Origin of the sequence: Lutibacter citreus (assembly GCF_003260195.1) — a bacterium.
Taxonomy (GTDB): Bacteria; Bacteroidota; Bacteroidia; order Flavobacteriales; family Flavobacteriaceae; genus Lutibacter; species Lutibacter citreus.
The window spans coordinates 291239-316114 of record NZ_QEIH01000003.1; the positions used below are offsets into that span (position 1 = coordinate 291239).

The 24876-nt window shown below is 32.4% G+C and carries 19 protein-coding genes and 1 riboswitch; of the genes, 7 read left to right on the forward strand and 12 right to left on the reverse strand.

The genetic code is table 11. The annotated features are described in order from the left end of the window. The first annotated feature begins 266 nt into the window (after positions 1–266). The 6 genes from DAD81_RS07350 to DAD81_RS07370 all read left to right on the forward strand — a co-directional run bounded on the left by DAD81_RS07350 (position 267) and on the right by DAD81_RS07370 (position 9047). On the forward strand, positions 267–2105 hold the full coding sequence (locus tag DAD81_RS07350; RefSeq protein WP_111707607.1) for a sulfatase-like hydrolase/transferase: 1839 nt from the start codon (positions 267–269) through the stop codon (positions 2103–2105). A 64-nt stretch (positions 2106–2169) separates the two neighbouring features. Continuing rightward, positions 2170–3684 (forward strand): alpha-L-fucosidase, encoded by a 1515-nt coding sequence (locus tag DAD81_RS07355; protein WP_111707608.1) that lies wholly within the window; start codon positions 2170–2172, stop codon positions 3682–3684. Positions 3685–3818: 134 nt separating this feature from the next. Then, complete coding sequence (locus tag DAD81_RS07360; protein WP_111707609.1) at positions 3819–5717, forward strand: sulfatase-like hydrolase/transferase; 1899 nt, start codon at positions 3819–3821, stop codon at positions 5715–5717. Between the two features lie 24 nt (positions 5718–5741). After that, on the forward strand, positions 5742–7325 hold the full coding sequence (locus tag DAD81_RS07365; protein WP_111707610.1) for a sulfatase family protein: 1584 nt from the start codon (positions 5742–5744) through the stop codon (positions 7323–7325). Positions 7326–7482: 157 nt separating this feature from the next. Further along, positions 7483–7653, forward strand: a complete 171-nt coding sequence (locus tag DAD81_RS20695; protein WP_157961097.1) for a hypothetical protein — start codon at positions 7483–7485, stop codon at positions 7651–7653. A gap of 5 nt (positions 7654–7658) precedes the next feature. Further along, the gene (locus DAD81_RS07370) at positions 7659–9047 is read left to right on the forward strand and encodes a sulfatase family protein (protein ID WP_111707611.1); all 1389 of its coding nucleotides are present in this window, start codon (positions 7659–7661) and stop codon (positions 9045–9047) included. 92 nt (positions 9048–9139) lie between these two features. Here DAD81_RS07370 and DAD81_RS07375 read toward each other — a convergent pair whose 3' ends face one another. From DAD81_RS07375 to DAD81_RS07430, 12 genes are all read right to left on the reverse strand, one after another. Continuing rightward, complete coding sequence (locus DAD81_RS07375; RefSeq protein ID WP_111707612.1) at positions 9140–9595, reverse strand: hypothetical protein; 456 nt, start codon at positions 9593–9595, stop codon at positions 9140–9142. Positions 9596–9774: 179 nt separating this feature from the next. Next, a complete protein-coding gene (locus DAD81_RS07380; protein ID WP_111707613.1) occupies positions 9775–10512 on the reverse strand; it encodes a DUF3667 domain-containing protein in 738 nt (245 codons plus the stop codon). Positions 10513–10672: 160 nt separating this feature from the next. Further along, entirely contained in the window at positions 10673–11407 is a 735-nt protein-coding gene (locus DAD81_RS07385; RefSeq protein ID WP_111707614.1) for an SDR family oxidoreductase, read from the reverse strand. A 114-nt stretch (positions 11408–11521) separates the two neighbouring features. Next, a complete protein-coding gene (locus tag DAD81_RS07390; RefSeq protein WP_111707615.1) occupies positions 11522–11920 on the reverse strand; it encodes a MauE/DoxX family redox-associated membrane protein in 399 nt (132 codons plus the stop codon). A gap of 104 nt (positions 11921–12024) precedes the next feature. Next, entirely contained in the window at positions 12025–12627 is a 603-nt protein-coding gene (locus tag DAD81_RS07395) for a TetR/AcrR family transcriptional regulator (RefSeq protein WP_111707616.1), read from the reverse strand. Between the two features lie 183 nt (positions 12628–12810). Continuing rightward, positions 12811–13479 (reverse strand): 3,4-dihydroxy-2-butanone-4-phosphate synthase, encoded by a 669-nt coding sequence (gene ribB, locus DAD81_RS07400; protein WP_111707617.1) that lies wholly within the window; start codon positions 13477–13479, stop codon positions 12811–12813. A 100-nt stretch (positions 13480–13579) separates the two neighbouring features. Continuing rightward, positions 13580–13701: riboswitch (FMN riboswitch) on the reverse strand. Between the two features lie 132 nt (positions 13702–13833). After that, positions 13834–15267, reverse strand: a complete 1434-nt coding sequence (locus tag DAD81_RS07405; protein WP_111707618.1) for a bifunctional metallophosphatase/5'-nucleotidase — start codon at positions 15265–15267, stop codon at positions 13834–13836. 630 nt (positions 15268–15897) lie between these two features. Next, positions 15898–18360 carry a sugar-binding domain-containing protein gene (locus DAD81_RS07410; RefSeq protein ID WP_111707619.1) on the reverse strand — a complete coding sequence of 821 codons (2463 nt, stop codon included), beginning with the start codon at positions 18358–18360 and terminating at the stop codon, positions 15898–15900. 11 nt (positions 18361–18371) lie between these two features. After that, entirely contained in the window at positions 18372–19838 is a 1467-nt protein-coding gene (locus tag DAD81_RS07415; protein WP_111707620.1) for an alpha/beta hydrolase, read from the reverse strand. A gap of 63 nt (positions 19839–19901) precedes the next feature. Beyond that, on the reverse strand, positions 19902–21011 hold the full coding sequence (locus DAD81_RS07420; RefSeq protein ID WP_111707621.1) for an alpha/beta hydrolase-fold protein: 1110 nt from the start codon (positions 21009–21011) through the stop codon (positions 19902–19904). 23 nt (positions 21012–21034) lie between these two features. Next, a complete protein-coding gene (locus DAD81_RS07425) occupies positions 21035–22141 on the reverse strand; it encodes an alpha/beta hydrolase-fold protein (protein WP_111707622.1) in 1107 nt (368 codons plus the stop codon). 43 nt (positions 22142–22184) lie between these two features. Next, entirely contained in the window at positions 22185–23102 is a 918-nt protein-coding gene (locus DAD81_RS07430; RefSeq protein WP_157961098.1) for a hypothetical protein, read from the reverse strand. Between the two features lie 203 nt (positions 23103–23305). Here DAD81_RS07430 and DAD81_RS07435 point away from each other — a divergent pair, with 203 nt between their 5' ends. Beyond that, the gene (locus DAD81_RS07435) at positions 23306–24475 is read left to right on the forward strand and encodes a hypothetical protein (protein ID WP_111707624.1); all 1170 of its coding nucleotides are present in this window, start codon (positions 23306–23308) and stop codon (positions 24473–24475) included. Positions 24476–24876: the final 401 nt, after the last annotated feature.

The window sequence follows — 24876 nt, forward strand, 5'->3', positions numbered from 1 at the left end:
AAAGTGATAATATGCGTCAAAAACTATTGTTCACCACATTATTTTAACCATTTTCCTAACTGTTGATAAAAAGGCCTTGAAAATGCTAAGTGCACTACAGTAAAAATAGAAATTATAAATAAACTTTTGATTGTTTTGAATGCGTATTTGTAGTAGCCGAAATTTATCCACCTTGATTTTATCATCTAGATAATAATGTAATAATGTTTTGGTTCCAAAAGGTAAATATTAATATAATAATTAACAGTAAAACATAGACATACAACATGAGATATTTTAAATTATTTTTTTTGGTTTTAGCTATCTTCTTTAGCTCAGCAAAAACCATATTCGCACAGCAGAAACCCAATGTGCTTTGGATTTTAACGGATGATCATCGTTATGATGCAGTTCGTACATTTAATAAAATGTTGCACGGACGTGAAATGAGTGAACTTGGCTATGTAGAATCCCCAAATATAGACCGCTTGGCTTCAATGGGTACTACTTTTGTGAATTCATACTGTCAGGCGCAAGGTTGCGCTCCATCAAGGGCGTCAATGCATTATGGTAGGTATCCGTTTCGTTCAGGGGTGTACGAATTTGAGTACCACAACAACAATACAAATAACTCGTATCCACACTTACCCGCACAAATGGAAAAGTTAGGTTACCAAACAGTACATGTTGGGAAACTGGGAGTGCGTTTACGAACTGTTGAGAATGGAAAAGCCGTTAAACCGCAGATTTATCAAACCGATATTGATGGTAGGATATTAACTGATGAAGGAATGACGGGATGGGGAAAGCTTTCCAATGTTACTGAGTTAAATGGTCAAAAACTTGTAAAAAAAATTAAACAAGTTGAATTCCTTAAAATTGATAATGATAAGGTTTACTATATATCTAAGCAATTGGAAGATGAGAATGCTCAATTTTTCGGGATGGCCAAAGAAGCTTCTGATAAACTAAATTTGTTACGAAAGTATGGAACAAAAGAGCCCAATTATTTTTTTACCCCAGGAATTTTAGCAGGAGTTAGCCCTCGCGAAGATGGTAAAACAAGAGATGGAGCTATTACATCGTCATTTATTAGCTTTCTGAAAAATGAAAATAAGTCATTTAAAATTGGAAATACAGCCTTTAACGGAGTGGACGCTTCGAAACCGTTATTTTGTCATATCGGATTTAATTTTCCTCATACTCCAGTGCTGCCACCATCAAATTATCGAGACCGTTTTCACAAGCATACTTATAAGGTTCCTGAGCTTACAGACAAAGAATGGGAAACTATGCCTTCCCAGTTAAAAAGGCAAGTTAAAGGTTCATTTTCTAACAACTTTACTAATGAGCAGAAGCAACGAATGATTCAGGATTATTATGCGTTTTGCGCTTATGGAGATAACTTGGTTGGCCAGTCTGCTGATGCATTCATTGCATATAGTGAGAAGAATAGTCAGCCTTGGATGATTGTTTATGTAAATGGAGACCATGGATGGAAACTAAACGAACATGGTGCATACTCAAAGTTTACACCTTGGGAAATCGACAGTCATAATCCTATTATTGTTGTATCCTCCAATCAAAAATTATTTCCGGCAGGAAAGGTGGTTAAAAACTATACAGAGTTTGTAGATATAGCACCAACCATTATTGCTGCCGCAGGTGCCGATATAAACCTTGAAGATTACAAATACCTTGATGGATTAGATTTAGCAAAAGTAACTTCTAAAAAAGCGCCTCAACGAGATTATGTTATTGGCGAAAGTCATGCGGTTACAGGTCCAAGAGCTTTTATTCGTACAAAAGAATATGTATTCTCAATGCAAACACGTCCAAACAAGAAACGTGGTGTAAACATGGAGTGGGCGCTCCATGCCAATTATAAAGATTTAGATCCGGCGCTGTACCATGTTTCAAAAGATCCACATGAAATAAATAATCTAGCATTTGATAAGAATTACAAAAACGTAGTAAAGGCTATGAAAGAAAAGCTTACCAATATTGTGCTTGGAGATAATCGTGCTGAGATAGATTGGGGAAAAGGTACCAGATCAACAGGAACCGTGGTGAAACGCAGTAATTTTTCACCTGGAGCACATGATTATAAATTGAAAATAGAATAATTGAAATCGTTTGAATAGATTAAATAAATAAAATTAAACTGAATTTATCAAAATTAGAATAATTATGAAATCAATAATTGCAGTACTATTATTGTGTTTTTGTGTATCCACAATGAATGCTCAAACCAAATATACAACAGATTGGGAATCACTAAAAAAACACAAAGTTGCTCCAGAGTGGTTTGCTGATGCAAAATTGGGGGTTTATTTTCATTGGGGTGTCTATTCTGTTCCTGCCTATGGTAGTGAGTGGTATCCACGCTGGATGTATGTGCCTGATAAAAAGGAAGGTTTTGGAAGTACAACCTATAAATACCATGAAGAAACCTATGGTAGAGATTTTCAGTATCACGATTTTATTAAAGAGTGGAAAGCAGAAAATTTTTCAGCAAAAGAGTGGGTGGATATGTTCGAAAATATGGGAGCTAAATTTATTGGTTCTATAGCAGAGCATCATGATGGTTTTTCGCTTTGGGACAGTGAAGTGAATGAATGGAATTCAGCACAAATGGGCCCCCATATTAATGTGGTAAAAGCCATTAGTGATGAAGTGAAAAAGCGAGACCTCAAGTTTATGACTACCTTTCATCACGGTTTTCACAACTTGTTTTATCCAAAACCAGAAAGTAGCTACTTAAGACCTTCGAGCCGACACATTTATGCTTACGAAAACTGCGAAGTTCCTCAAGACCCAAAATACCGAAAACTTTACTGTAATATGGGTTATGAAGAGGCAGAAGATTTATGGCTGGCAAAACTAAACGAAGTTATAGATACGTATTGCCCTGATTATATTTGGATGGATTTTGGTCCTCGTTATATACAAGATTCGTATCGCAAGCAATTTTTAGCTAACTATTTCAATAAAGCAGCCGAATTGGGCAAAGAAGTAGTTGTAAATACTAAAGGAGATTGCTTTCCTACCGACATAGCGGTTGTGAATGTAGAGCGTGCAACAATGGAAGATATTACTTCGGAAGTATGGATAACCGATTTTATTTTAGGAGCTGCTTGGTCTTATAATAAGTTTAGACGTACCGCTATTCAATCCGAAAAGGCTATTCGAATGTTAGCAGATGTCGTGAGCAAAAATGGAGTGATGTTATTGTCGGCCGGGCCAAAAGCAGACGGGACTATTCCCATAGAACAAGTTAAAGCGATGGAAGGAATCGGAGCTTGGATGAGGCCTTACGGAGAAGCTATTTATGAAACACGACCATTTGTGGCTTATGGAGAAGGTACAACTATCTTGAAAAGAGACCCTGCAGACGAATGGAATGAATACGGCAGGATTAAAAAAAATCTTGACAAGCTGAATGCTGAAGATCTTCGTTATACTAGCAAAGGTAATATTGTTTATGCTATCCAGCTTGGGTGGAACAATGAAGAGCCTACACGCACGCTTACAACTTTTGCAGATAAAGCAAAAAACATAAAAGTGAAATCTGTAACAGTTTTAGGTAGCAATGAGAAAATTAAATGGAAACGTACATCAAAAGGTTTGACTGTTACACAGCCAAAAGAAAAGCCTGCTGAAGCTGATGCAGCATTGGTATATAAAATTGAAGTGCGTAAATAGGGCTTTAATAAAACAAATAATACAGTCTATTTCCAGAGCAATTAAAATATTAAAAGATAAATTGTATAACTGGAGATTGGAAGTTGGGGCAGAAGTCCCAAAGAAAAAACTTAAAGATTAAGTAAATAGAAATCATGGGGAGAATAAAATTAATATTAGTGGTGTTTGTAACCGTTTTTACAATGCAAAAAACACTTGTTGCTCAAAATAAAGCAGAGAAAAAACCTAATATTCTCTGGATTACAACAGAGGATATTAGTCCTCACTTTGGCTGTTATGATGATGAATATGCTTATACCCCAACTATTGATAAAATGGCAAAAGAAGGAGTGCTGTATAGCAATGCCTATGCTTCAGCCTCGGTTTGCACTCCAGCAAGGTCATCCATTATTACAGGTAAATATGCCAGTTCTTTGGGAACACAACATTTAAGAGCTCATACAACACTCAGTAAAGATGTCAAATGTTTCAGTGAAGATCTTAGAGAATCAGGGTATTATTGTCTGAACTTTAACAAAAAGGACTACAATTTTAGCGCACCCGAAGCTTGGGACTACGATGGGTTCGCTCCCTATGATTCGTTGGTTGTGAATAATCTGGCTAACCTCCCTAAGGATAAACCCTTCTTTTGTGTCTTCAATATGTTTCTCACCCATCAATCACAAACACGTTATGATAAATTTCAGTTGCACACCATAAACAGCTTGTTACCACCGGAAGCAAGGCATACGCCCGATAATGTTCCCGTTCCGTCTTATTATCCAAACACACCAAAAGTTAGAGAAAACTTGGCGGCTTTGCACACGCAAATTACAATTATGGATATGTGGATGAACGAAATTCTGAAACAATTGGAAGAATCGGGCTTAGCCGAAAATACCATCGTTTTCTTTTATTCTGACCATGGAGATGGCTTGCCGCGTCATAAGCGATGGCTGTACGATTCAGGTACAAAGGTGCCTTTTATCATTAAGTTCCCTAAAAAATATCAGTATTTATCTGGTGTTAAACCTGGTGAAGAAAAATCCGATTTAATTAATTTCGTTGATTTAGCTCCAACAATGTTATCTATAACAGGATGCGAAATTCCTGAAAATTTACCAGGAAAGGTGTTTTTAGGAGCAGAGCGTGAGAAGCGGGATTATACATTTTCGATAAAAGACAGAATTGGTGAAAACATTGACTTTAGTCGTTCAGTGAGCGATGGACGTTATCAGTATAATCGCAATTTTATGCATAACAAAGCACGAATGCCTTGGTGTGAATATTCCGAGCCAACTCCTATCCGAATTGAACTTCGAAAATTAGACAGAGCAGACAAACTTAATGAACAAACCGGTTGGTTAATGCAAAAGAGTAAACCTATAGAGGAGTTTTATGATATTCAAAACGACCCGTACCAGATGAAAAATCTAGTAAATGATCCTCAATACCATAAAAAAATGGAAGAAATGAAAAGTATCTTATTTGATTGGATGATTGCTAACCGCGACCTTTCTCTTATTCCAGAACCTTATATGCGTGGTGTTTCAAGGGATTTATCTCCTTTAGATGCTTTTGCTGATAACAATGTATTCCCTATCAAAAAGATACTTTCCATTGCCGATAAAAATGTTAGAGGTGAAGCTCATCTCAAAGCTTTGATTGCAGGTTTATCAGATGCTTCTCCAATTGTAAGGTATTGGGCTGTTATGGGGATTTCGTCGCTCGAAAATAATAATCAAAGTACTTTAGCCTTGTTGAAAGGGCTATTGAAAGATGATGATAGTATTGTTCGCCTTGCAGCGTCAGAATCATTGGTCAAAATTGAAAAGAGCAGAGATGCTATCCAAGTATTAGGTGAACTACTCATACACGAAAATATAGTCACCCGATTTTATGCTGCTCGGGTATTAATTGAATACAGATGTAATTTGGATGATATCAAAGGCAAAATTAATGATTCAAGAGATATAGAGCCTGCATTTATACCTACAAGAGTCTATCGAACTTCTCTGGATGAGGCATTGCAAAAATTAGAAATTAGGCTTTAAAAGAAACAAACATAAATTATAGAAATGAAGACATATATTTATACCGTATTATTAGCATTGTTATTGTCAGTAAGTGCTTATGCTCAGAAAAAGCCCAATATCATCTATATCATGAGTGATGACCATGCGGCTCATGCAATAGGTGCTTATGGTGGCCGATTGGCATCCTTAAACCCAACACCAAACCTTGATAAATTGGCAAATGAAGGAATGGTTTTTGAGAATTGTTTTGCAACAAACTCTATTTGTACGCCAAGTAGAGCTACTATTATAACAGGGCAATACAGTCAAACTAACCATATGCTAGACTTCAGCAGACCTTTAGAAACAGCTCAACTTTATCTTCCACAAGAAATTAAAAAGCAAGGCTACCAAACGGCTATGATTGGAAAATGGCATTTAGACTGCGAACCAACTGCATTTGATTTTTACAGTGTTGTACCAGGACAAGGTAAATATTTTAATCCAACATTTTTTGAGAAGGGCAATGGGATTTATCCAAACAATGTGGTTAAAAGCGTAGGACATTCGTCCGATGTAATTGCTAAAAAGGCTATAGGTTGGATTAAAAATAGAGATAAAAAAGAGACCCCATTTTTCTTGATGTGTCATTTTAAAGCACCACACGATTGGTTTGAGAATGCACCACGCTACAACAGCTACTTGGCTGATGTAAAAATTCCAGAACCAGAAAGTTTATACGATCAACCTAATTGGGGATCGGAAGGCACTAGAGGGAAAAATGATAGTTTAATTCATGAGATTGGAACTTCTATATCACGAAGGTTCAAGTATCAAGGGTATGTAGACCACTATAAAATAGATGATGCTATTTCGGATAAAGAGGCAACATCAAAGGCATATCAAATATACCTAAAAAAATACCTTCGTTGCGTAAAAGGTGTAGATGATAATATTGGGAGACTTATTCAATATTTAAAAGACAATGGTTTGTATGAAAATACGGTGATTGTTTATACTGCCGATCAAGGGATGATGCTTGGAGAGCATGATTTGGTAGATAAACGATGGATGTACGAAGAATCGATGCGCATGCCATTTATTGTTCGTTATCCCAAAATGGTTAAAACTGGGCAACGTAATAATATGCTTATTAATAATACAGATTTTGCACCTACACTTATTGATTTGGCTGGAGGTAAAGTACCCGATAAGATGCAAGGAAACAGTATTAAACCATTATTAAAAGGTGAAACTCCAAAAGACTGGCGTACCGCAAGTTACTACCGTTATTGGTTGCACTTAAGTCATCATGACATTCCTAGTCATTTTGGTATTCGTACCAAAGACTATAAACTCATTTTCTTTTATGGTAGGCATTGGGATTTGAACGAAACAGGTAAACAATCAAGGACTTGGCTTCCTAAAGAAAAATCCTTTAAAATACGGCCAACACCTCCTTCATGGGAATTGTATGATCTATCAAAAGATCCACATGAAGTAAACAATGTATATAACAATCCTGAGTATGTGCAAATTATTAGAACTTTGAAAAAAGAATTGAAACAACAGCGAGAGATGTACAATGAAACAGATAAAAATTACCCTCATATTCAGGAAATAGTAAATCAATATTGGGATAAGTAAAGTTTTCCTTATTTACAATGATTATAAGCTGATAATAGAAAATATTAAGTAAAAACAATATGTTCTTTACAATATAAAAGAGGTTAACGTTGAGACAGAGGTTATCCTATTGATATATGCCAATAAAGGTAAGATTGGTTATTATATTGATTGACTTATGTCTGTGACAAGCTGTATAGACGGAAATGATTACAAGGAAGGACTATCTATTCTTGATCCAAAAAAACAATTTTGGTATAATACTTCTGAGTACAAACCCTACATCGAAAAATGGAAATATAGATCAGAATATCAATCTCGATTAAAAAAAGCGAATAAAATTGAATAGAAAATATGAAAAATAGATTTCTAATTAACAGAATTAAACTTCAATTATTAATTGTCACGATTTGTTTTGCAGGTATAAATGTTGCGTTAGCAAAAAGTAAAACAGCAAAACCTAACATCATTTTTTTCCTAGCGGATGATCAAAGTATTTGGGATGTGGGATGCTATGGAAACGATGTAGTAAAAACTCCAAATATCGATAGATTGGCAGCTGAAGGTATGCGTTTCAACCGGATGTTTACTACTACTGCTATGTGTGCACCTGCTCGAAGTATGCTTTACACAGGCCTTTTCCCACATCGAAACGGTTGCTATATGAACCATGGCTCTACTAAGCAGGGAATTATTTCATTGCCAACGTATTTAAAACCGTTGGGCTACCGTGTTGTTTTGGCAGGTAAAAAGCATATCCATCCAAAAGAAATTTATCCATTTGAATACATTGATCAAAAGGATATTTCGAAGGTGATTAATGGGAGGGAGCCTTACTGTTTGATCATTGCTTCAAACGAACCCCATAGCCCTCATGTTAAAGGAAACTATAATCCAAAAGACATTGAGATGCCAGCTTTTTTACCCGATATTCCTGAAATGAGAAACTTATTAGCTGACTATTATGCCGATATCAAATTAGTTGATAAAGAGCTTGGAATAGCTTTAAATCTCTTGAAAAAAAGTGGAAAAGAACAAAATACATTGTTTATTTATGCTTCGGATCACGGTTATGGTCACATGGCAAAATGGTCGTGTTATGAATCTGGATTACGTGTTCCTTTTATTGTGCGTTGGCCTGAAAAAGTAAAAGCAGCATCTTCAAGCAATGCAATGCTTAGTTTTGTTGATGTATTGCCAACTTTTCTTGAAGCTGCAGGAGCAGAACCTCCCTCAAATATTGATGGTATAAGTTTTATTAATGTACTTAAAGGAAAAACAGATGAAAGCCGAAGCCTAATTTATGGCTCACACACCAATCAAGGAATTATATCAGGTTTACCTTATCCCATAAGGTCGGTAAGAGATTTTCGTTACAAGTATATCCGAAATCTAAACCCTGATGGTATACCGTCTAATACCATAACACATATAAGGGATAAGGAAAAAGAAGAAGGGGACTGGGCGCAATGGAAAAAGGCTGCAAAAACCAATGAAACAGCAGCCAGACTATTAAAGAGAACCATGCACCGACCTCAGGATGAACTATATGATCTTGAGAAAGACCCATGGGAATTGAATAATTTAGCATCTAATTCAAAATATGTAAACATTAAAGCAGAGTTAAGCAAAGATTTGGATAAATGGATGGAACAACAAGGAGATAAAGGAATGGAGGCAGAGTTAAAGGCACGTGTTCATAAATCGCTGACTGATAAAAATTGGAAACCAGGAAATTATTAAATCATGATTAACAAGAAAAACACAATTTTTAAACTTTTTAAATATATATGGTTTTAGTGATAGACTTTTATATTTCGTTTAGCAATTTTTTATTAGTATAGTTGCCACATCGTTTTAAATTCGTTAATCAATGTGTAAATTATCAAGGAAATCAATGAAACTATATAAAACATATAGCATAGCTTTCTTGAAATTACAAAGAATATTGAAGGGTTGATTTGTTCAAATTCTACAGGATCTGGATTTCCGTCTAATCTTTTTAATACAAACTCAGTAATCTTATTTCTTGTTTTATCTAAAATATGAACTTCAGAGTATAATAAAAATATTCCAAATAGAATACCTAATCCAAGTGATGATAATGCAATTGAAAAAAATAAAGCTCTTAAAAATGAATCGCTAGTATTAGTCTTAAATGAAACTAATATTCCAAACAATCCTATTGAAATAGTTATGAGTGTTTTTAACCAAGAGTAAAATTTTTCTTGTCTTTCATCTTGAATTTTTTGAATTTGATTTAAATGTTTTTTTATTTCTTGTTCTGTCATAAGGAGTAAATAAATACGAAATTTTTAGTGTAACCTAAATTGTTTTTATTTGTTGGAATTTTTCGTTTTATAAAACTAATAAAATTAGCCTTTAGAAACATTCTATATTACTGGGCTTAGCAATTATATATGTGTATTTGTTGGCGGATGTTGTTTTTATTTCATTAATAATTAAATCTCTAAATTTTTGATATAAAGTCAATTCCGAATCCTAAAATTACTGCAATCGCATAAAAAGTTACCATTCCTAAAAAATAGGCTACCAATGCTTTTAAATAGTTTATTTTTTTAGTTTTATCAAAAAATTGTCCGATTGCCCACGCAGTATAAAAAAATCCTATAGCTCCTCCAATATGTAATATTTTCAATTTAGTTATAGTTTCTATAATTCCAAATGTTGTATATATTAACATTCCTATTCCCATTATAAAACACAATAGAATTAATATTTCAAAAAAATTGTAAACGTACTTTTTAAAGAAAATTTTAATCCAAATTGTTATAAAAATAGCCATTAATATATTTGCATAACCATAGTTTTTTTGTATCCATTCGTAAATAATAGTAACAGCAGAATCTCCAAATCCACCAGCTTTTACATAACCGTCTTCAAATTTTAAAAATTGTTGAGCTATCGTGTAAATTAATGAGCAAACTATAACAAATATTATAGGTTTTACAAGTCTATTTCTGTCGTTATGAATGAATTTTTGAATGTTTTCTCCTGGTCTTAAAAGCAACTCTTTTATTGTATAGAAAATACCTTTATCAAAGTTTAGTACACTTACAATTTCCGATAGAATGTAATTTCCGTTAATTTTTTTTAATGTTTTGGGATTTCCACATTTAGAGCAAAAATTATCACTCAATGCTGCTCCACACTTTTTGCATTGTATAAAATCAGTGTCTTTATTCATTTTTTTAGTTGGTTAATTGCAGCTAATGGGTTTGTTCCGTTTTTGAAAACGTAATTTACAGAAGTTTAAAATTAAGTTTTTTATGTTTAAGAAACATTCTATATTACAAGATATCGCAATTAATTATATGATGTTAGAACCACTGGATTTTTATTTTTAACTAAACCAAAGCACCATTCGCACCAATTACTTGTCCAGAAATCCATTTAGAATCATCACTTGCTAAGAACAAAACTACTTTAGCAATATCAATAGGTTCTGCTAATCTATTAAAGGCATTCATAGCACTTAACTTATCAATAGTTTCTTGAGATTTTCCATTTAAGAATAATTCTGTTGCTGTTGCACCAGGAGCAATGGCATTAACAGAAATTCCTCTTCCTACTTCTTTAGAAAAAACTTTTGTCATTTGCTCAACTGCTGCTTTTGTGGCCGAATATAAAGCGTATTTTGGAAACATTAATTTTGCTGTGCTAGAAGAAAAGTTAATAATATTTCCATTATCTGCTAATTTACTATTTGCTTCTTGAAGTGTATTAAAAATACCTCTAACATTTACATTAAAGAGTTTTGTAAATTCTTCCTGGGTATTATCCTTTAAAAATTTATTATACATAATACCAGCATTATTTACCAAAACATCTACTTTACCAAAAGTTTCAATAGCTTTATCAAATAGATTGGTTACGTCATTTTTATTACTAACATCAGCTTTAATTGCCAAAGCTGTTCCACCGTTTTTAATAATATATGCTACGGTTTTATTTGCTTCAATTTCACTATTAGAATGATTTACAATTACTTTTGCCCCATTTTTAGCTAATAGAATAGCAACTTCCTTTCCAATACCTTTAGAAGATCCAGTTACAATGATTACTTTATTTTTAACACTCATAATGATTTATTTTTTTAGTAGATTATTTATAATTTGACTTATGATTATAATGAAATGAGGTTATTTTATTTTGATGTGTTATAACAGCTTGTAAAAATTAAGCGTGTTTTAAATTTATATTTTAGTTGATGATGAATTGTCTGTTGTAAAGTATAATAGTAAGAATAAGAAACCTATATAGGTTGCTTGTAAGCCTACAACATCCCATTTTTGTGCTATACAACTTCCAGTAACCAAAATATTCATTAATATAAAAGTAGCAATTAGAGTTTCTCTAGTGAATTTATTAATTAGTAATAGAAGTCCAATTATAAGTTCTGCAATAGGTATTGCATATGCCATTGGTGTAACTAATATAGTTGGAAGAAATGTGTTTTGAAATGTGTTTTGCATTCCCATTACAAATCCTTCTAAATTGGGCAACCTTACTATTCCATGGAAAAAAAAGTTTATACCAAATGAAATACGTAATAAGTTTATTGCTAAAGTTTTATTATTTGTTTTAATGCTCATAGTGTTCAGGTTTTATTATTTTTATATAAATAGAAAAGTTGTTTTTTTATTGCTTGAATAAATTTATTAAAACATTCTAATTGGTGTGTTTATTTGTAAAAAAATTATGGTTTTAATTGATTTAAGTATAATGATAAACCAGAAATATATTGATCAAGAATACTATCATTATCATATAATTTTCTAATTCCTCTAATTCCTTCAAAAGCACTAATTAAATAAATTGCTACGGCTTCACTAGCAATTTCTTTTTTTATAGCGTTTTGCTTTTTACCTTTTTCAATAAGAATTACAAGTTCTTTTTTCCATTTTTCAACAATGTTTTTTAAAGCCAATTGATAGCTACTTTCATAATTTCCTATTTCATTGATAAAGTTGTTCATAGGGCATCCGTTTTGTTTATCATAAAAAGAAAAGGACTTAATTCTATTTAAAAAAGTGCTTTGTAAAATTTCCATTGCATGCCCAGGTTCTTTTAAAGGTAAAATCATACCATCGTAAACACGTTTTTGAATTTTTAATTCAATTACTTCTAATCCAAGTTGGTGTTTACTTTTGTAATGATGATAGAAAGCTCCTTTACTCATTTTTGTAGCTTTCATTACATCATTTATACTTGTACTTTTAAATCCGTTTTTATAAAACAGATTAAACGCTTCATGCACAATGTGTTGCTTTGTTATTTCAGATTTTAATTCTTGTTGCATACAGCGAATATACTAAAAAAAGTACAAGTGGTATGTTTTATAATATTGCTTACGAATTATATAATATTTGTGCAACTGGAAAATTGGAGTTTTTTCTGCCGTTGCAAATAATATATTGAATGTTTGTTGTCTTTATTAGTTTAAATGTGAGTACTCATTTTACGAGTTGTTGTATGTGGAATACTAATTTATCATTTCAAGTTTTTCCATATTTTTTTCAGTCATCATTCTATATTGAAAAATATCTTCAATAGTAACAACTGTCATATTTTGTTTGTTTGCAAAATCACAAATTTCAGGAAGTCGTGACATTGTGCCGTCTACATTTGTTAATTCACATAAAACAGCATATTCTTTTAAACCTGATATTTTCATTAAGTCTATACTTCCTTCCGTATGTCCTCTTCTTTTAAAAACTCCATTTGTTTGTGCTAATAAAGGAAATACGTGACCTGGATGTGATAAATCTTCCGGTTTTGCTTCTTCTGAAATGGCTGTTTTGATTGTATGCAATCTATCCTTTGCTGATACCCCTGTAGTTACTCCTTTTTTTGCTTCAATTGATATGGTAAAAGCCGTTTGGTTTTTACTCGTATTGTTACTAACCATTGGTTTTAATTGAAGACTTTGAGACTTTTCATCAGTTAAACAAAGACATACTATTCCACTACATTCTCGGATCATTAAAGCCATATCTTTTTCTGTCATTTTCTCTGCAGAAAAAATAATATCACCTTCATTTTCTCTATTTTCATCATCTACTAGTAAAATTCCGAAACCTTGTTGTAATTTTTTAACAGCATTGTTAACTCTTTCTACGCTGTCTTTTCCAAATGTATTTATACTATTCATCTTTGCTAATTTTAAATTATTAATATTAATTCTTCTGAGCAAAGTGTACAACAATATAATATGCAACTGATTTACATCAATTACATAATTAAGTGATAGACTTTTTCTTCTCTCATCCAGACTTTAACTGTCGGTTTTGGAGTTTCACCAAATCAGTCCTTTTTCAAGGAGTCGCGGACTTTTACCGCCGGTAGAGAATTGCACTCTGCCCCGAAGAAATTCATCACAAAATTAATTAATAATATTCTATTTTAATAGACTTCTTAAAACTTTAAGAAAATCTTTTTTGCATATAATATTTAAAATTATGTTGATTTTACTCAGGATGAGTAAGTTATTTATTGACTTTAGTTATTATTGAAACCTAAATAAATTATTGCAATCCGAATAGTTTACATCACTATTATAATTTTTTAAGTAGGTTATTATTGTTTCGGCACCCGTCAACAATTGAATATTTCCATTTGAAGGGAAATAATTTTCGTAAACTGCAGGTATGTAATCAATTGTTCCAACCGTTAAAATAGTATTATTAGGTATTATGTTATTATTTAAGTCTTTAATTTGAATTTCATTACCAATTTGCTCAATTTGAATTCCAGAATAGTAAAAGCCCGACCTTGATCCTATTAAAAAGTTTTTAATTTCAGTTACGCTCATATTATAGATAACAGTACCGTTATTAAATGGAGAAATCTCAAAAATTTCTCTATTTGTAATATCCCCTTTATTTAGTGTAGAACGAACTCCTCCAGTATTCTGAAAAGTAACATCTACATTCATAGCACCTTTTAAAGCATCTGTATAAAAACAACCAACTTGAGATTTATTATGATTAAAATGAGAATATCCAATAATTTCATTTAAATAAGGTAAATCATTGTAATCGTCTATAATTGTTTTTAAATCAGCATCATATTCAGTATAGCTATTTAGGTCTATTAATTCATAATTTATTGTTTGAACGGTTTTGTCTTTAATTGTTAATTCAATTTTACCAAGACCATTTAAATTAGACCCAGACTGAAATATTGGAATATTATTAATAGTAGTATTTATTTTTTGATGAGAATGACCTCCAATAATAAGATCAAAATAAGGATATTGTTCAGCAATTTGAGTATCGCCTAAAGAATTACTTCCTCCGTTAAAACCAAGATGCGTTAAGGCAATGTATAAATCAGAATTTTCTTGTAATTTAATATCGGCATATTGAGCTATTACATTTTCTGGTCGTTGAAAAGTAAGATCTTGAACTCTCCAAGGATGCGTAGAAGGAATTGTGTGTGTGTCACTTCCATTAGTTTCTACCAAGCCTAAAAAGGTGACTTTTATATTTTCAACACTTATACTTTGATATTCAAAAGGATCTGGAATACTAGAATTTCCCACATCTACATTGGCACAAACCCAATTAAAATTAGCTTGTTCCATTCTATCTGTTAATATGGATTCTCCATAGTCAAATTCGTGATTTCCAAATACAGAAACATTAAATCCAACACGATTCATAGCATCAATCATTGGATAGCCTTTCTGTGGGTGATTATCTACAACAGGGTTTCCTGAAAATATATCACCACTACAAACCGTTATAACATTTGTTTCTTGTTTTTCTAAGTCTACTATATGTTTAATTTTAGAAAAATTATTTAATTGCCCGTGCTGATCATTTACAAAAAATATAGTTAAATTCTTTACTTTAGATGATTGGATGGCTTCGTTATCTTTTGAACACCCGGTAATTAAAATGATTATAGTAAATAGGAAAATATAAATTTTTTTCATGTATTTATTTTATTAAAGTTGAAGGGATAGTTTAAGATTTGTGCGTTAGAAAATAGAAAATATTTCAGAAAATGCAAATCACTTGTTGAATATTTGTAGTTTGTATTAGCTCAAATTTAAGCATAAATTATATGAAGTATTGACAACTGTACTTTTATTTCCATTTTTTAATCAGTTCTAGTAATCCTCTTTCAATTTCTAAATAATATATTTAGTCCCATATTGGAAGTAGAGTATTACATCTAAAAGACTTGTAAAGACAATTATAAAAACACATATTAGTTTATTATTTCCTTTAATAACATTTCTTAAAATATCAATTAAAGCAATAATAGGAAGTATTATTGTTTAATCCAAGCGAATAATACCATCATCTATTGGTAAAATAGTTAATTTATATCTTTTTGGTTTGGGAATAGTCATTAATCCAATTTTCTTTGGTTCAGGTGTTTTATTTTTTTAGAAGCCTCAATAACTGAAGTAAGTTGATTGTCTCCAATTTTAACAGGAAACATAGCTCCAATGGTCAATCATGTTTTGGTATTTCTACAGGTAAACTAGTTTCCTTTTAATACTGTTTTAATTCTTCTTAGTTCCTAACTAATAATAATATAAATTTGTTTTTAATTGTTAATTCTTATAAGAATTAAGATGTATAGAGGTGCTTCCCAATTTCTCAGAACTAATCGTACAAGTTATTGAACCAGCCTCTTTTGTTGATTGAATAATTGCCAAGCACTTACCATTAAAAGCAGTTCTTTTATTAGCTTTAAAAGGTTCTAATCCCATATTATCTCCATTTCCGACACCTACAATTTTAGCAGGACCTCCAATATAAAATTCAATTAAATTATTTGCTGTTGGAACTTCATTTCCGTCTTTATCAAGAATGGTGCATTCTACATAAATCAAATCTTGCCCATTTGCTTTCATTTCAACTCTTCGAGTTTCTACTTTTATAGATGTTGCTTCTCCCGCTGTTTTCACTATTTTTTCAGCAATTACTTTTCCGTTTTTATAAGATAAAGCTTTTAATTCACCTGATTTATAAACCACCTCCCAAGTCTGGTATTCAACCTCATTTACATCATTTTTCTGTTTACCTAATGATTTTCCATCTTGAAATAATTCTACAGCATCTCCATTAGTAAAAGCATAAACCTTTACAAGATCTCGTTCCATTCCTATTAAATTCCAATGTGGGAAAATATGTACCATTGGTTTGTTTGTCCATTGACTTTGATAAAAGTAGTAAGCATCTTTTGGAAAACCTGCCAAATCAATAACTCCAAAACTAGATGAGCGTGCTGGCCAACCATAAGGAATTACTTCCCCAAGATAATCCCATCCTGTCCATATAAATTGCCCCATTACATATTTCCGATGTTTAATATCTCTCCATGCTGCAATTCCTAATTCAGAAATAGGCGCTTCTCTTTCCGCCCAATTATACGATTCATCATCTTCATAATTCAACTTATCCCAAAAGGCCTTTTTACTTTCACCATAAAGATGAGTTCCTCTAGGATAAAATGATTTTTCAGAAACACATTCTGTAATTACAGCCATACCATCAGGAACTAATTCACGCTCTTTGTCTAATGTAGGTTCCCACATATAATTATAACCTCTAATATCTGAAGTAGATGTAGATTTATCACTTGGCCATCTTTTTCCTCCATATCCATTTACTCCATTAGTCGTAGGGCGATAATCAAGTTTGTGAACAATATCTGCAAGTCGTTTTCCAATTAAAGCTCCTTTATCGTTCTTCATCTCTAAAATTTCATTTCCTATACTCCACATTATTACAGATGGATGATTACGGTCACGTAAAATGAAATCACTTAAATCACGATCTGCCCATTCCTTAAATTGCTTTGCATAATAGTCAACAGGAAGTCTTGATTTCTTTCCATTTGTAGTTATTCCTGGACTTTTCCCCTTCTCCCATTCATCAAACATTTCATTCATAACTAAAAAGCCCATACTATCGCACACTTTTAAAAATTCAGTAGAAAAAGGATTATGTGCGGTACGAATGGCATTACATCCCATCTCTTGCAATTTTTCCAACTGACGTTCCGTTGTTCTACGATGAACGGCTGCTCCTAACGGACCTCCTGCATGATGCAAACAAACACCTTTTAATTTAGTTACTTTTCCGTTTAACTTAAAACCATCGGTAGCACTAAATTCTAGTGTACGAATACCTGTCTTATTTCTTTCAGAATAAACAACATTCTTACCATCTAAAATTTCAGTTTCAATAGTATATAAATTTGGTATTTCTGAAGACCAAATTTGAGGATTTGGTACTTTTAGAATTGTTTTCACAATTGTTTTTCCCGGTTCAATGTTTAAATCTTTAGTTGTTTTAGCAACCAATTTACCATCTAACGTAAATGCCTTTTGACGAATAATTACTACTTTATTTTCATCTAAATCATTCTGAACAGAAGTTTCAATTTTTATATCAGCTTTTGAGGATGTGAAATTATCAGCAACAATATAATTGCCCCAAACAGGAACATATATTTTATTGGTTGATATTAAATTAACATGACGATAAATTCCTGTTCCAGTATACCACCGTGAACCAGGTTGACTTGAATTATCTAATTTCACAGAAATAACATTCTCACTTCCAAAATTAATATGTTCTGTCATATCATAATGAAAAGCAATGTATCCCATTGGGCGTTTACCCAATAAATGACCATTAATAAACACTTCAGAATTTCGATATGCACCATCAAAATATATTACAAACCGTTTGTCTTTTTGACTTACTGAAACCTTAAATGTTTTTCTATACATTACCTTGCCTGTTGGTAACCAAGCACCTCGTGAATGAGATGGATTATCTTTGCTGAAATTACCTTCAATACTCCAATCGTGCGGTAAATCAACATCTCGCCAATCAGTATCTTTAAATGTAGATGACTCGACACCTTCTATATCACCTGCTTTAAACTTCCACCCGAAATCGAAATTTTCATTAGTATTTTTTGTAAGAATTTTATTACAGGCCGTAAATAAAACAAGTACCAATACAGCGCTAAGAATTGTAAGCGTTTTTAATCTTTTCATAAAGAATTATTTTATTTTTTCAGCTTTTTGGTTCCTCTAAAATCTTCCGCAGTTGGAACCCAAGTTCTATTATATTTTGTAACTGGTTTGTATTCGAAATACCTCGCTTTACTTTCTGAATCCAATGATTTCCCAAGCGTATTTAATGTCTCAGAATCAGTAGCTGGCCATACTCCAGTTTCAATACGTTGCTTCATAGTTTCAATAGCAGCAAGCCATTCGGCCAAACTGAAACTACAGTGTCCCCAACTATCTACATAGGCTATTCTAAAAAAATCAGAATACCCTCTTTCCTTCACCAATTCACCGTATCCTTGTGCCATACTCGGATATACTAATCCATCTCCACTAGTATTGATTCTTAAAAGAGGAACTTTAGGTTCTCCAAGATGTGTTCTTCCCGGTGCACTCCACCATTTCAAGGCATTAGCATCTGCCTCAATACGTTTAAAAGAATTGATCTTATCAAGTTCATCACTTAAATTAAGCTGGGTGTTTTTATAAAGTTTTTCAACAGCTTTTTTGTACTGTGGATTTCCATTTTCAAAGGATATTTTATAATCTACATTGGTATTGAATCTTAATTGCCCTGGAGCTGACTGTTCCAACATACCTGTTCCGAATGCTTTTCTAGAAGGTAATAACATGCGTATACACTGATACATACATTCTTGAAGTGTTTTTGCATTATTAACGTCTGGTGAGGGTGGTGCTTTCATCCAAGCTGCTCCCCAAGCCGGCCATTGTCCAATAGTTACAGCCAAAGCAATACGTGCTCGTCCCTCAGGTGTTTTTTGTGCATTATCAATTGCTGTTCTCCACTTTTTTTCTACATCCTCAATTACTTTTCCTTTTAGGGGTAACCCTACAATTGGTAATTCAGGAGCAATTAAAGCCTGTAAAACAAAGAGTCCATCTAAGTGTGTGTTTGCCATCCATGGGCTTGTTGAGGCACAGCCAGCAATAGCTCCATCAATTCGATCAGGATGAATTTCAGCCATAGCCAAAGTTATTGTTCCTCCACCTGAACAACCTAGCTGTATCACATTTTTAGGCTTTCCATAAATGGATTCAAAAATATCTAAAACAGAGATTACATCATGAATTTCATGTGCTGGGTCATAGTTGTATAATCGACCAGATCGACGTTGAGTACCTGATAGAGCAAAACCATGCTCAAGCAAGTATAAATTCCTTTTTGAATTAGCTGACTTTACATAGTCAAGATCACTAATAAGTGTACCATTCCAATTTTCTGGAACACGAATCATGTACTTTGTACCACGAATTGGAATGCTATCCAGTACTTCTGAATAATTAGATTCTATGCTAACTTCAACTGGCGAATTTTCTAAATCAGGAATGTACCAGTTTTGTGAAGACTGCCCATTTTTCTCTTGTGCGTGAGTAGTATTGAAGAATCCTGCAATAAATACAATGAGAATTATTATCGCTATTTGAAATTTTTTAGTATTCATTTCTCTTTTGTTTCTGATACAATTGTTCATCGATATTTTTAATTTGAAAATATATGCCTGTTTTTATTTAAACAGTAAAGGAGCTAAATCCCTTAAATTTTTACGCCATACCATCATTGAGTGACCTCCTGGCATTTCACTGAATTTGTATTTAATACCTGCTTCATCAAAAAGATTCAATGTTTCCATACCATTTTCGTATGCTAGATCCTCAGGACCTCCTTGAGTAAAATACATTAGCTTAACTGATTTATTAAAATTAGAGGCTATTTTATTTAACTGATTTTTTCTTAACTCTTTGTCATCACTTATACCTCTTTTCTTTGCCCAACTATCTGCTAACCACCATCCTGAACTTAAGGCACATATGTAATTAAAATCTTGATAGTTAGACATTGCTGTTTCCAATGTTTGAAGTCCACCCATTGACAAGCCCATAATGGCTCTATGAGCACTATCTGTATATACATTATAATTCGACTCAATAAAAGGAATAATACCTTTCATTAAATCATCTCGGAACAGAGGTAAATTTCCAAACTTTTTATCAGATTCTATGTTTGCATTTGGCATAACCACAATCATTGGCTCTATCTTCCCATCAGCTAAAAGGTTATCTAAAATATTACCTGCACAACCTATAGATGCCCATATATCATCATTATTATTACCTCCACCGTGAATTAAATACAATACAGGTAACTTTCCTTCTGATTTTTCAAAACCAGCTGGCGTCCAAACTTTTAAACGCCTCATTTGATTCAAGGTTTCCGACTTATAAAAACGTTCAGATATTGCTCCGTGAGGAACATCTTCCTTCATTGTAAAAAAATCATTACCATCAGTCATTATAAAAATAGAAGCAGCTTCAGTAGAAGAAGATGCTTTTGGATCGAATGTTCTTACACCATCAACATAAAATCCGTATTTATATGCTCCAGGCTCTACATCTGAAAATATTGCTTCCCATACACCTTGCTCATTTTTTTTAAACTCAGCTTTTTCCTTACCCATTCTTGCACTTAAACTAACACTCTTTGCATTAGGTGCAAAAATTCGAAATGCAGCTTGATTGTTTGGTAATATTTCTGTTGATTTAAAATCATCTTTAGGAGTCTGTGCCATTACAAATGCACTCACACAAAGCAATATACTTACTATTAGTTTTTTCATTATTTGAATTTATAAATTGTATTTTATTTGAATAATAACGGTGCTAAATCTCTTAAATTTTTACGCCAAACAGGCCAAGAATGTCCACCGGGAATTTCTCTGTATTTGTATTTAATACCAGCTGCATCAAATAGTTTTAATGTTTCCATTCCATTTTCATAAGCTATATCTTCTGGACCTCCTTGTGTAAAATAGACAAGCTTAACTTTCTTATTAAAATCAGTACTTATCTTTTTCAACTGTTTTACCCTTAATTCTCTATCATCTGTTATTCCTCGTTTTTTAGCCCAACTATCAGCTATCCACCAACCAGAACTTAAAGGACAGATGTACTCAAACATTTCATAATAATGCATAGCTACTTCTAATGTTTGTAAACCTCCCATAGATAATCCCATTATTGCACGGTGTGAAGCATCTGTATAAACATTATAATTAGACTCAATAAAAGGAATAATACCAGTAATTAAGTCTTCTTTAAAAATTGGTAAATTACCAAGTGAAGTTGGTGTTTCAATTCTAGCATTTGGCATAACAACAAGCATAGGCTCAATTTTACCTTCAGCTAAAAGATTGTCTAAAATATTACCAGCACACCCAACTGTAGGCCAAGCTTTATCTATATCTCCTCCACCATGAATTAAATATAATACTGGTAGTTTTTTTGTTGATTTTTCAAAACCTGCGGGAGTCCAAATCTGCATCCTACGCATTTCATTTAAAATTTCAGACTTAAAATAGCGTTGTGTAATAGCTCCGTGAGGTACATTCTCTTTCATTGAGAAAAAATCATTTCCTGATGTCATCATAAATATTGATGCAGCCTCGGTAGATGATGATTTTTGAGGATCGAAAGTTGTTACACCATCAACTATAAAACGATAACGATAAGCGCCTGGTTCCACATTAGTATAAACTCCTTCCCAAACTCCTTGATCATTCTTTATGAATTGAGCGCTCTTTTTGGAAATGTCACAGCGTAGTGCTACTTTATTAGCTTTTGGTGCATAAATTCTAAATGCAACCTCATTATTAGGTAATATTTCAGTTGATTCGAACTTTATATTACCTGGTTGCGCCATTATATAGACACTCAATAAATATATTAAACTTGTAATTGCTTTTATCATAATAACTTGACTATTGTTTAAAAAAAATTAATTGAAAAGGTTCTTACTTATTTGGACGTTCCCAATCTGACCAACCAGAATCTTCAAGATTATGATTAAAGGCAGGTGCCCAAATAAAATCGATTCTACCGTTAACAACTTTAAAGGCTTCAATAATTGTCATTCCTGATCTACCTTTTTCTCCGTGCTTATTAAATTGCACAATAGCTACAGCAATACCACGTGCTTCATCTACAATATACCATCTACGATTATCAACTCGCCATTGGAATCCTTTGTCTTTTTCGAACTGATAACGACCACTTGAAGTTGTGCCACGAGGAAATTTACTTCCTGGCCATTCCTCTTGAACTTGATTTACTGTATAGCCTCCCATTTCTGTTCGTTGCATATTTGAACTAAAAAGCACATCTGTACCTTCACCCGTGGTTAGAGCCGTAAAATAAGTGTCAGATACACGTATTAATTCTTCTGTACTTACGCGCTCATCTTCAGGAATAACAGGAGCAAATATTGCAGCTTCTTTCCATGGTCTAGCTAAATTTGCTGCAGCGTTGTTTCCTCGGCTAGATTGTTCTTCAATTTCAAAAATATTACCTTCTTTATCAACCGTAAGTCTAACAATGTAACTCCACCAAACGCGTTTCCCCTCTTTCTCTGGCCATCCGCCTGCTACCGTTCCAAAAAACATTGATGTTCGTGTAATAGGATCTACAAAAGTATATCTATTCACAAATCTAACTCCTGGTTTCCATGTGTCTCCTTTACCTAGCTTACTTGCTTTGCTATTACTTGTAACTTTTAGATTAGTAGCCAATGGAAGCCCTTCCAGTTTTCCTCGTACCATGGCTTCCAAATATTGTTCAGTAATATCAGTTAAATAAGTTTTATTAATATTACGTGTTTGCGCCATTGATAAAACGCTTATAAAGCATAATAGAATAACAGTAATTTTTTTCATAATGATATGTTTTATTTTTATATAAATTAATTTGTTATTTTTCACTTTGAATTAAAATGATTCTTTTTGCTGATTTAAAATTAAGCTACAAAAAATATATTTTCCTAAAAATTTGACACTTATACCGTATTATAACGGTTTATAACATGTTATAATTTCCGATATAACTTTGTGTTTAAAGGCATTTTTGCTAATTTGGCTTTATGGAAAACAGCTACGATGTAACTGCAATTGAAGAAGCTTTTGAACAGGTAATTACCAATAGAGTTTTTAAAAGATCTTCTCTTCAGGAACGTATACTACGTTATTTGATTAATCAAGCTTTGGCTGAGAATGATGTAAGTGAACATTCAATAGGTTTTGAGCTTTTTAAAGAGAAATATACAGCTGACCAGAATGATAGTAAAATTAGAGTTTATGTTTTTTACTTGCGAAAAAAGTTAGCTGAATATTATAATGGTACAGGAAAAAATGAAAGTATTATTTTTTATGTAGAAAAAGGACAATATAACCTTACATTTAAACAAAATTCGAATAACATTTCAAAAACTAAAGAAGGTGAATATGTAAGTCTGAAACTTTCAAAAAAAGTTATGCAGGCTATTATTGCTTTGTTTGTTATTTCAATAAGTTTAATTGCTTTTTTTCAACTTTATAAACCTACGTATATTTGGCAGCCTTTTTTTAAAGACAATACTTTGTGTGTTATTGCTGATCATTATATGGTTGCTAATCATACAACAAAAAATAGTTATAGTTATGCCACCTTCCCCAGCATTTATTCGGAAGCTGATGTTAGCAAGTTTAAAATTAATAATCCGGAATTGAATGTTATACCTGCAAGCTTTACTATGACTACAAAAATGGCGTCATTTGGAGTGCATTATTTAGATGAATGGTTTCATAAATTCGATAAAAAATTTGACGTTCAACTGGAAAGTGATACTCAATTATTGGATTACACTAAAAAAAATGTGATTTATATTGGTCAAGCAAAGAAAATGCAGGAAAGCAAAACATTTTTTTTAAGAAATAGCAAGGTTTTTGGATTAATGACTAATGGTTTTATTTATAAAAAAGATACTACAACTGTTCATTATACTGGAACTCATGATGAAATAAAAAATGAAGAATACGCAATGATTTCTTTTCAAAAATTGGATAATGGAATGTTTAATATATTCTTTGTTTCAAACCACGATATAGGAGTTATGGGCACTATAAAAATGTTTACTTCAAAAGAACAATTAAAGGATTTTGTTAAAAAACTTCCTTCAGTAAATAGCCTATTTAATGCATTATTTAAGGTTAATGGATTAAACCGTACTGAAATGAGTATTGAATTAGTGGAGTTGGAAGTATTATCAGACTAAAATAAAAAAACGCAATATTTGGATATAAACTGTCTAGTCTTGAAATATGATATCACTAGAGTTTAAAATCCGTGAGAATTTCTGTAAATAGAGGAGTACCTAGATTAATTATACATTTGTTATTGTTGCACGTTTTCTTATTACGTTAAGTTTTGTTTTTATCTTCTACATTTGTAATTTTTTGACTATTTCTGATATTAATTTTTCTACGTTTTCCTTAAGCCGCGATAGCATAAGAACAAATGTATGAATGGTATCAATTGTATATCTAATGACTCCTTTATCCTCTTTTTTTTAATGAATTTTCGGTAGTTTTTTGGCTTAAAATATCGTACATTATACATTAATTTTCTTTGATATTAATATTTCTTTTCTCAGAACTATTAACTTCGGCTTGCGCT

Bases quoted from the DNA above. Each gene is read 5' to 3' on its own strand.
- DAD81_RS07420 (WP_111707621.1), bottom strand. From the start codon at position 21,011: ATGAAAAAACTAATAGTAAGTATATTGCTTTGTGTGAGTGCATTTGTA.
- DAD81_RS07425 (WP_111707622.1), bottom strand. From the start codon at position 22,141: ATGATAAAAGCAATTACAAGTTTAATATATTTATTGAGTGTCTATATA.
- DAD81_RS07390 (WP_111707615.1), bottom strand. From the start codon at position 11,920: ATGAGCATTAAAACAAATAATAAAACTTTAGCAATAAACTTATTACGT.
- DAD81_RS07365 (WP_111707610.1), top strand. From the start codon at position 5,742: ATGAAGACATATATTTATACCGTATTATTAGCATTGTTATTGTCAGTA.
- DAD81_RS07395 (WP_111707616.1), bottom strand. From the start codon at position 12,627: ATGCAACAAGAATTAAAATCTGAAATAACAAAGCAACACATTGTGCAT.
- DAD81_RS07415 (WP_111707620.1), bottom strand. From the start codon at position 19,838: ATGAATACTAAAAAATTTCAAATAGCGATAATAATTCTCATTGTATTT.
- DAD81_RS07375 (WP_111707612.1), bottom strand. From the start codon at position 9,595: ATGACAGAACAAGAAATAAAAAAACATTTAAATCAAATTCAAAAAATT.
- DAD81_RS07435 (WP_111707624.1), top strand. From the start codon at position 23,306: ATGGAAAACAGCTACGATGTAACTGCAATTGAAGAAGCTTTTGAACAG.
- DAD81_RS20695 (WP_157961097.1), top strand. From the start codon at position 7,483: ATGTCTGTGACAAGCTGTATAGACGGAAATGATTACAAGGAAGGACTA.
- DAD81_RS07385 (WP_111707614.1), bottom strand. From the start codon at position 11,407: ATGAGTGTTAAAAATAAAGTAATCATTGTAACTGGATCTTCTAAAGGT.
- DAD81_RS07430 (WP_157961098.1), bottom strand. From the start codon at position 23,102: ATGAAAAAAATTACTGTTATTCTATTATGCTTTATAAGCGTTTTATCA.
- ribB (WP_111707617.1), bottom strand. From the start codon at position 13,479: ATGAATAGTATAAATACATTTGGAAAAGACAGCGTAGAAAGAGTTAAC.
- DAD81_RS07355 (WP_111707608.1), top strand. From the start codon at position 2,170: ATGAAATCAATAATTGCAGTACTATTATTGTGTTTTTGTGTATCCACA.
- DAD81_RS07410 (WP_111707619.1), bottom strand. From the start codon at position 18,360: ATGAAAAGATTAAAAACGCTTACAATTCTTAGCGCTGTATTGGTACTT.
- DAD81_RS07350 (WP_111707607.1), top strand. From the start codon at position 267: ATGAGATATTTTAAATTATTTTTTTTGGTTTTAGCTATCTTCTTTAGC.
- DAD81_RS07370 (WP_111707611.1), top strand. From the start codon at position 7,659: ATGAAAAATAGATTTCTAATTAACAGAATTAAACTTCAATTATTAATT.
- DAD81_RS07380 (WP_111707613.1), bottom strand. From the start codon at position 10,512: ATGAATAAAGACACTGATTTTATACAATGCAAAAAGTGTGGAGCAGCA.
- DAD81_RS07360 (WP_111707609.1), top strand. From the start codon at position 3,819: ATGGGGAGAATAAAATTAATATTAGTGGTGTTTGTAACCGTTTTTACA.
- DAD81_RS07405 (WP_111707618.1), bottom strand. From the start codon at position 15,267: ATGAAAAAAATTTATATTTTCCTATTTACTATAATCATTTTAATTACC.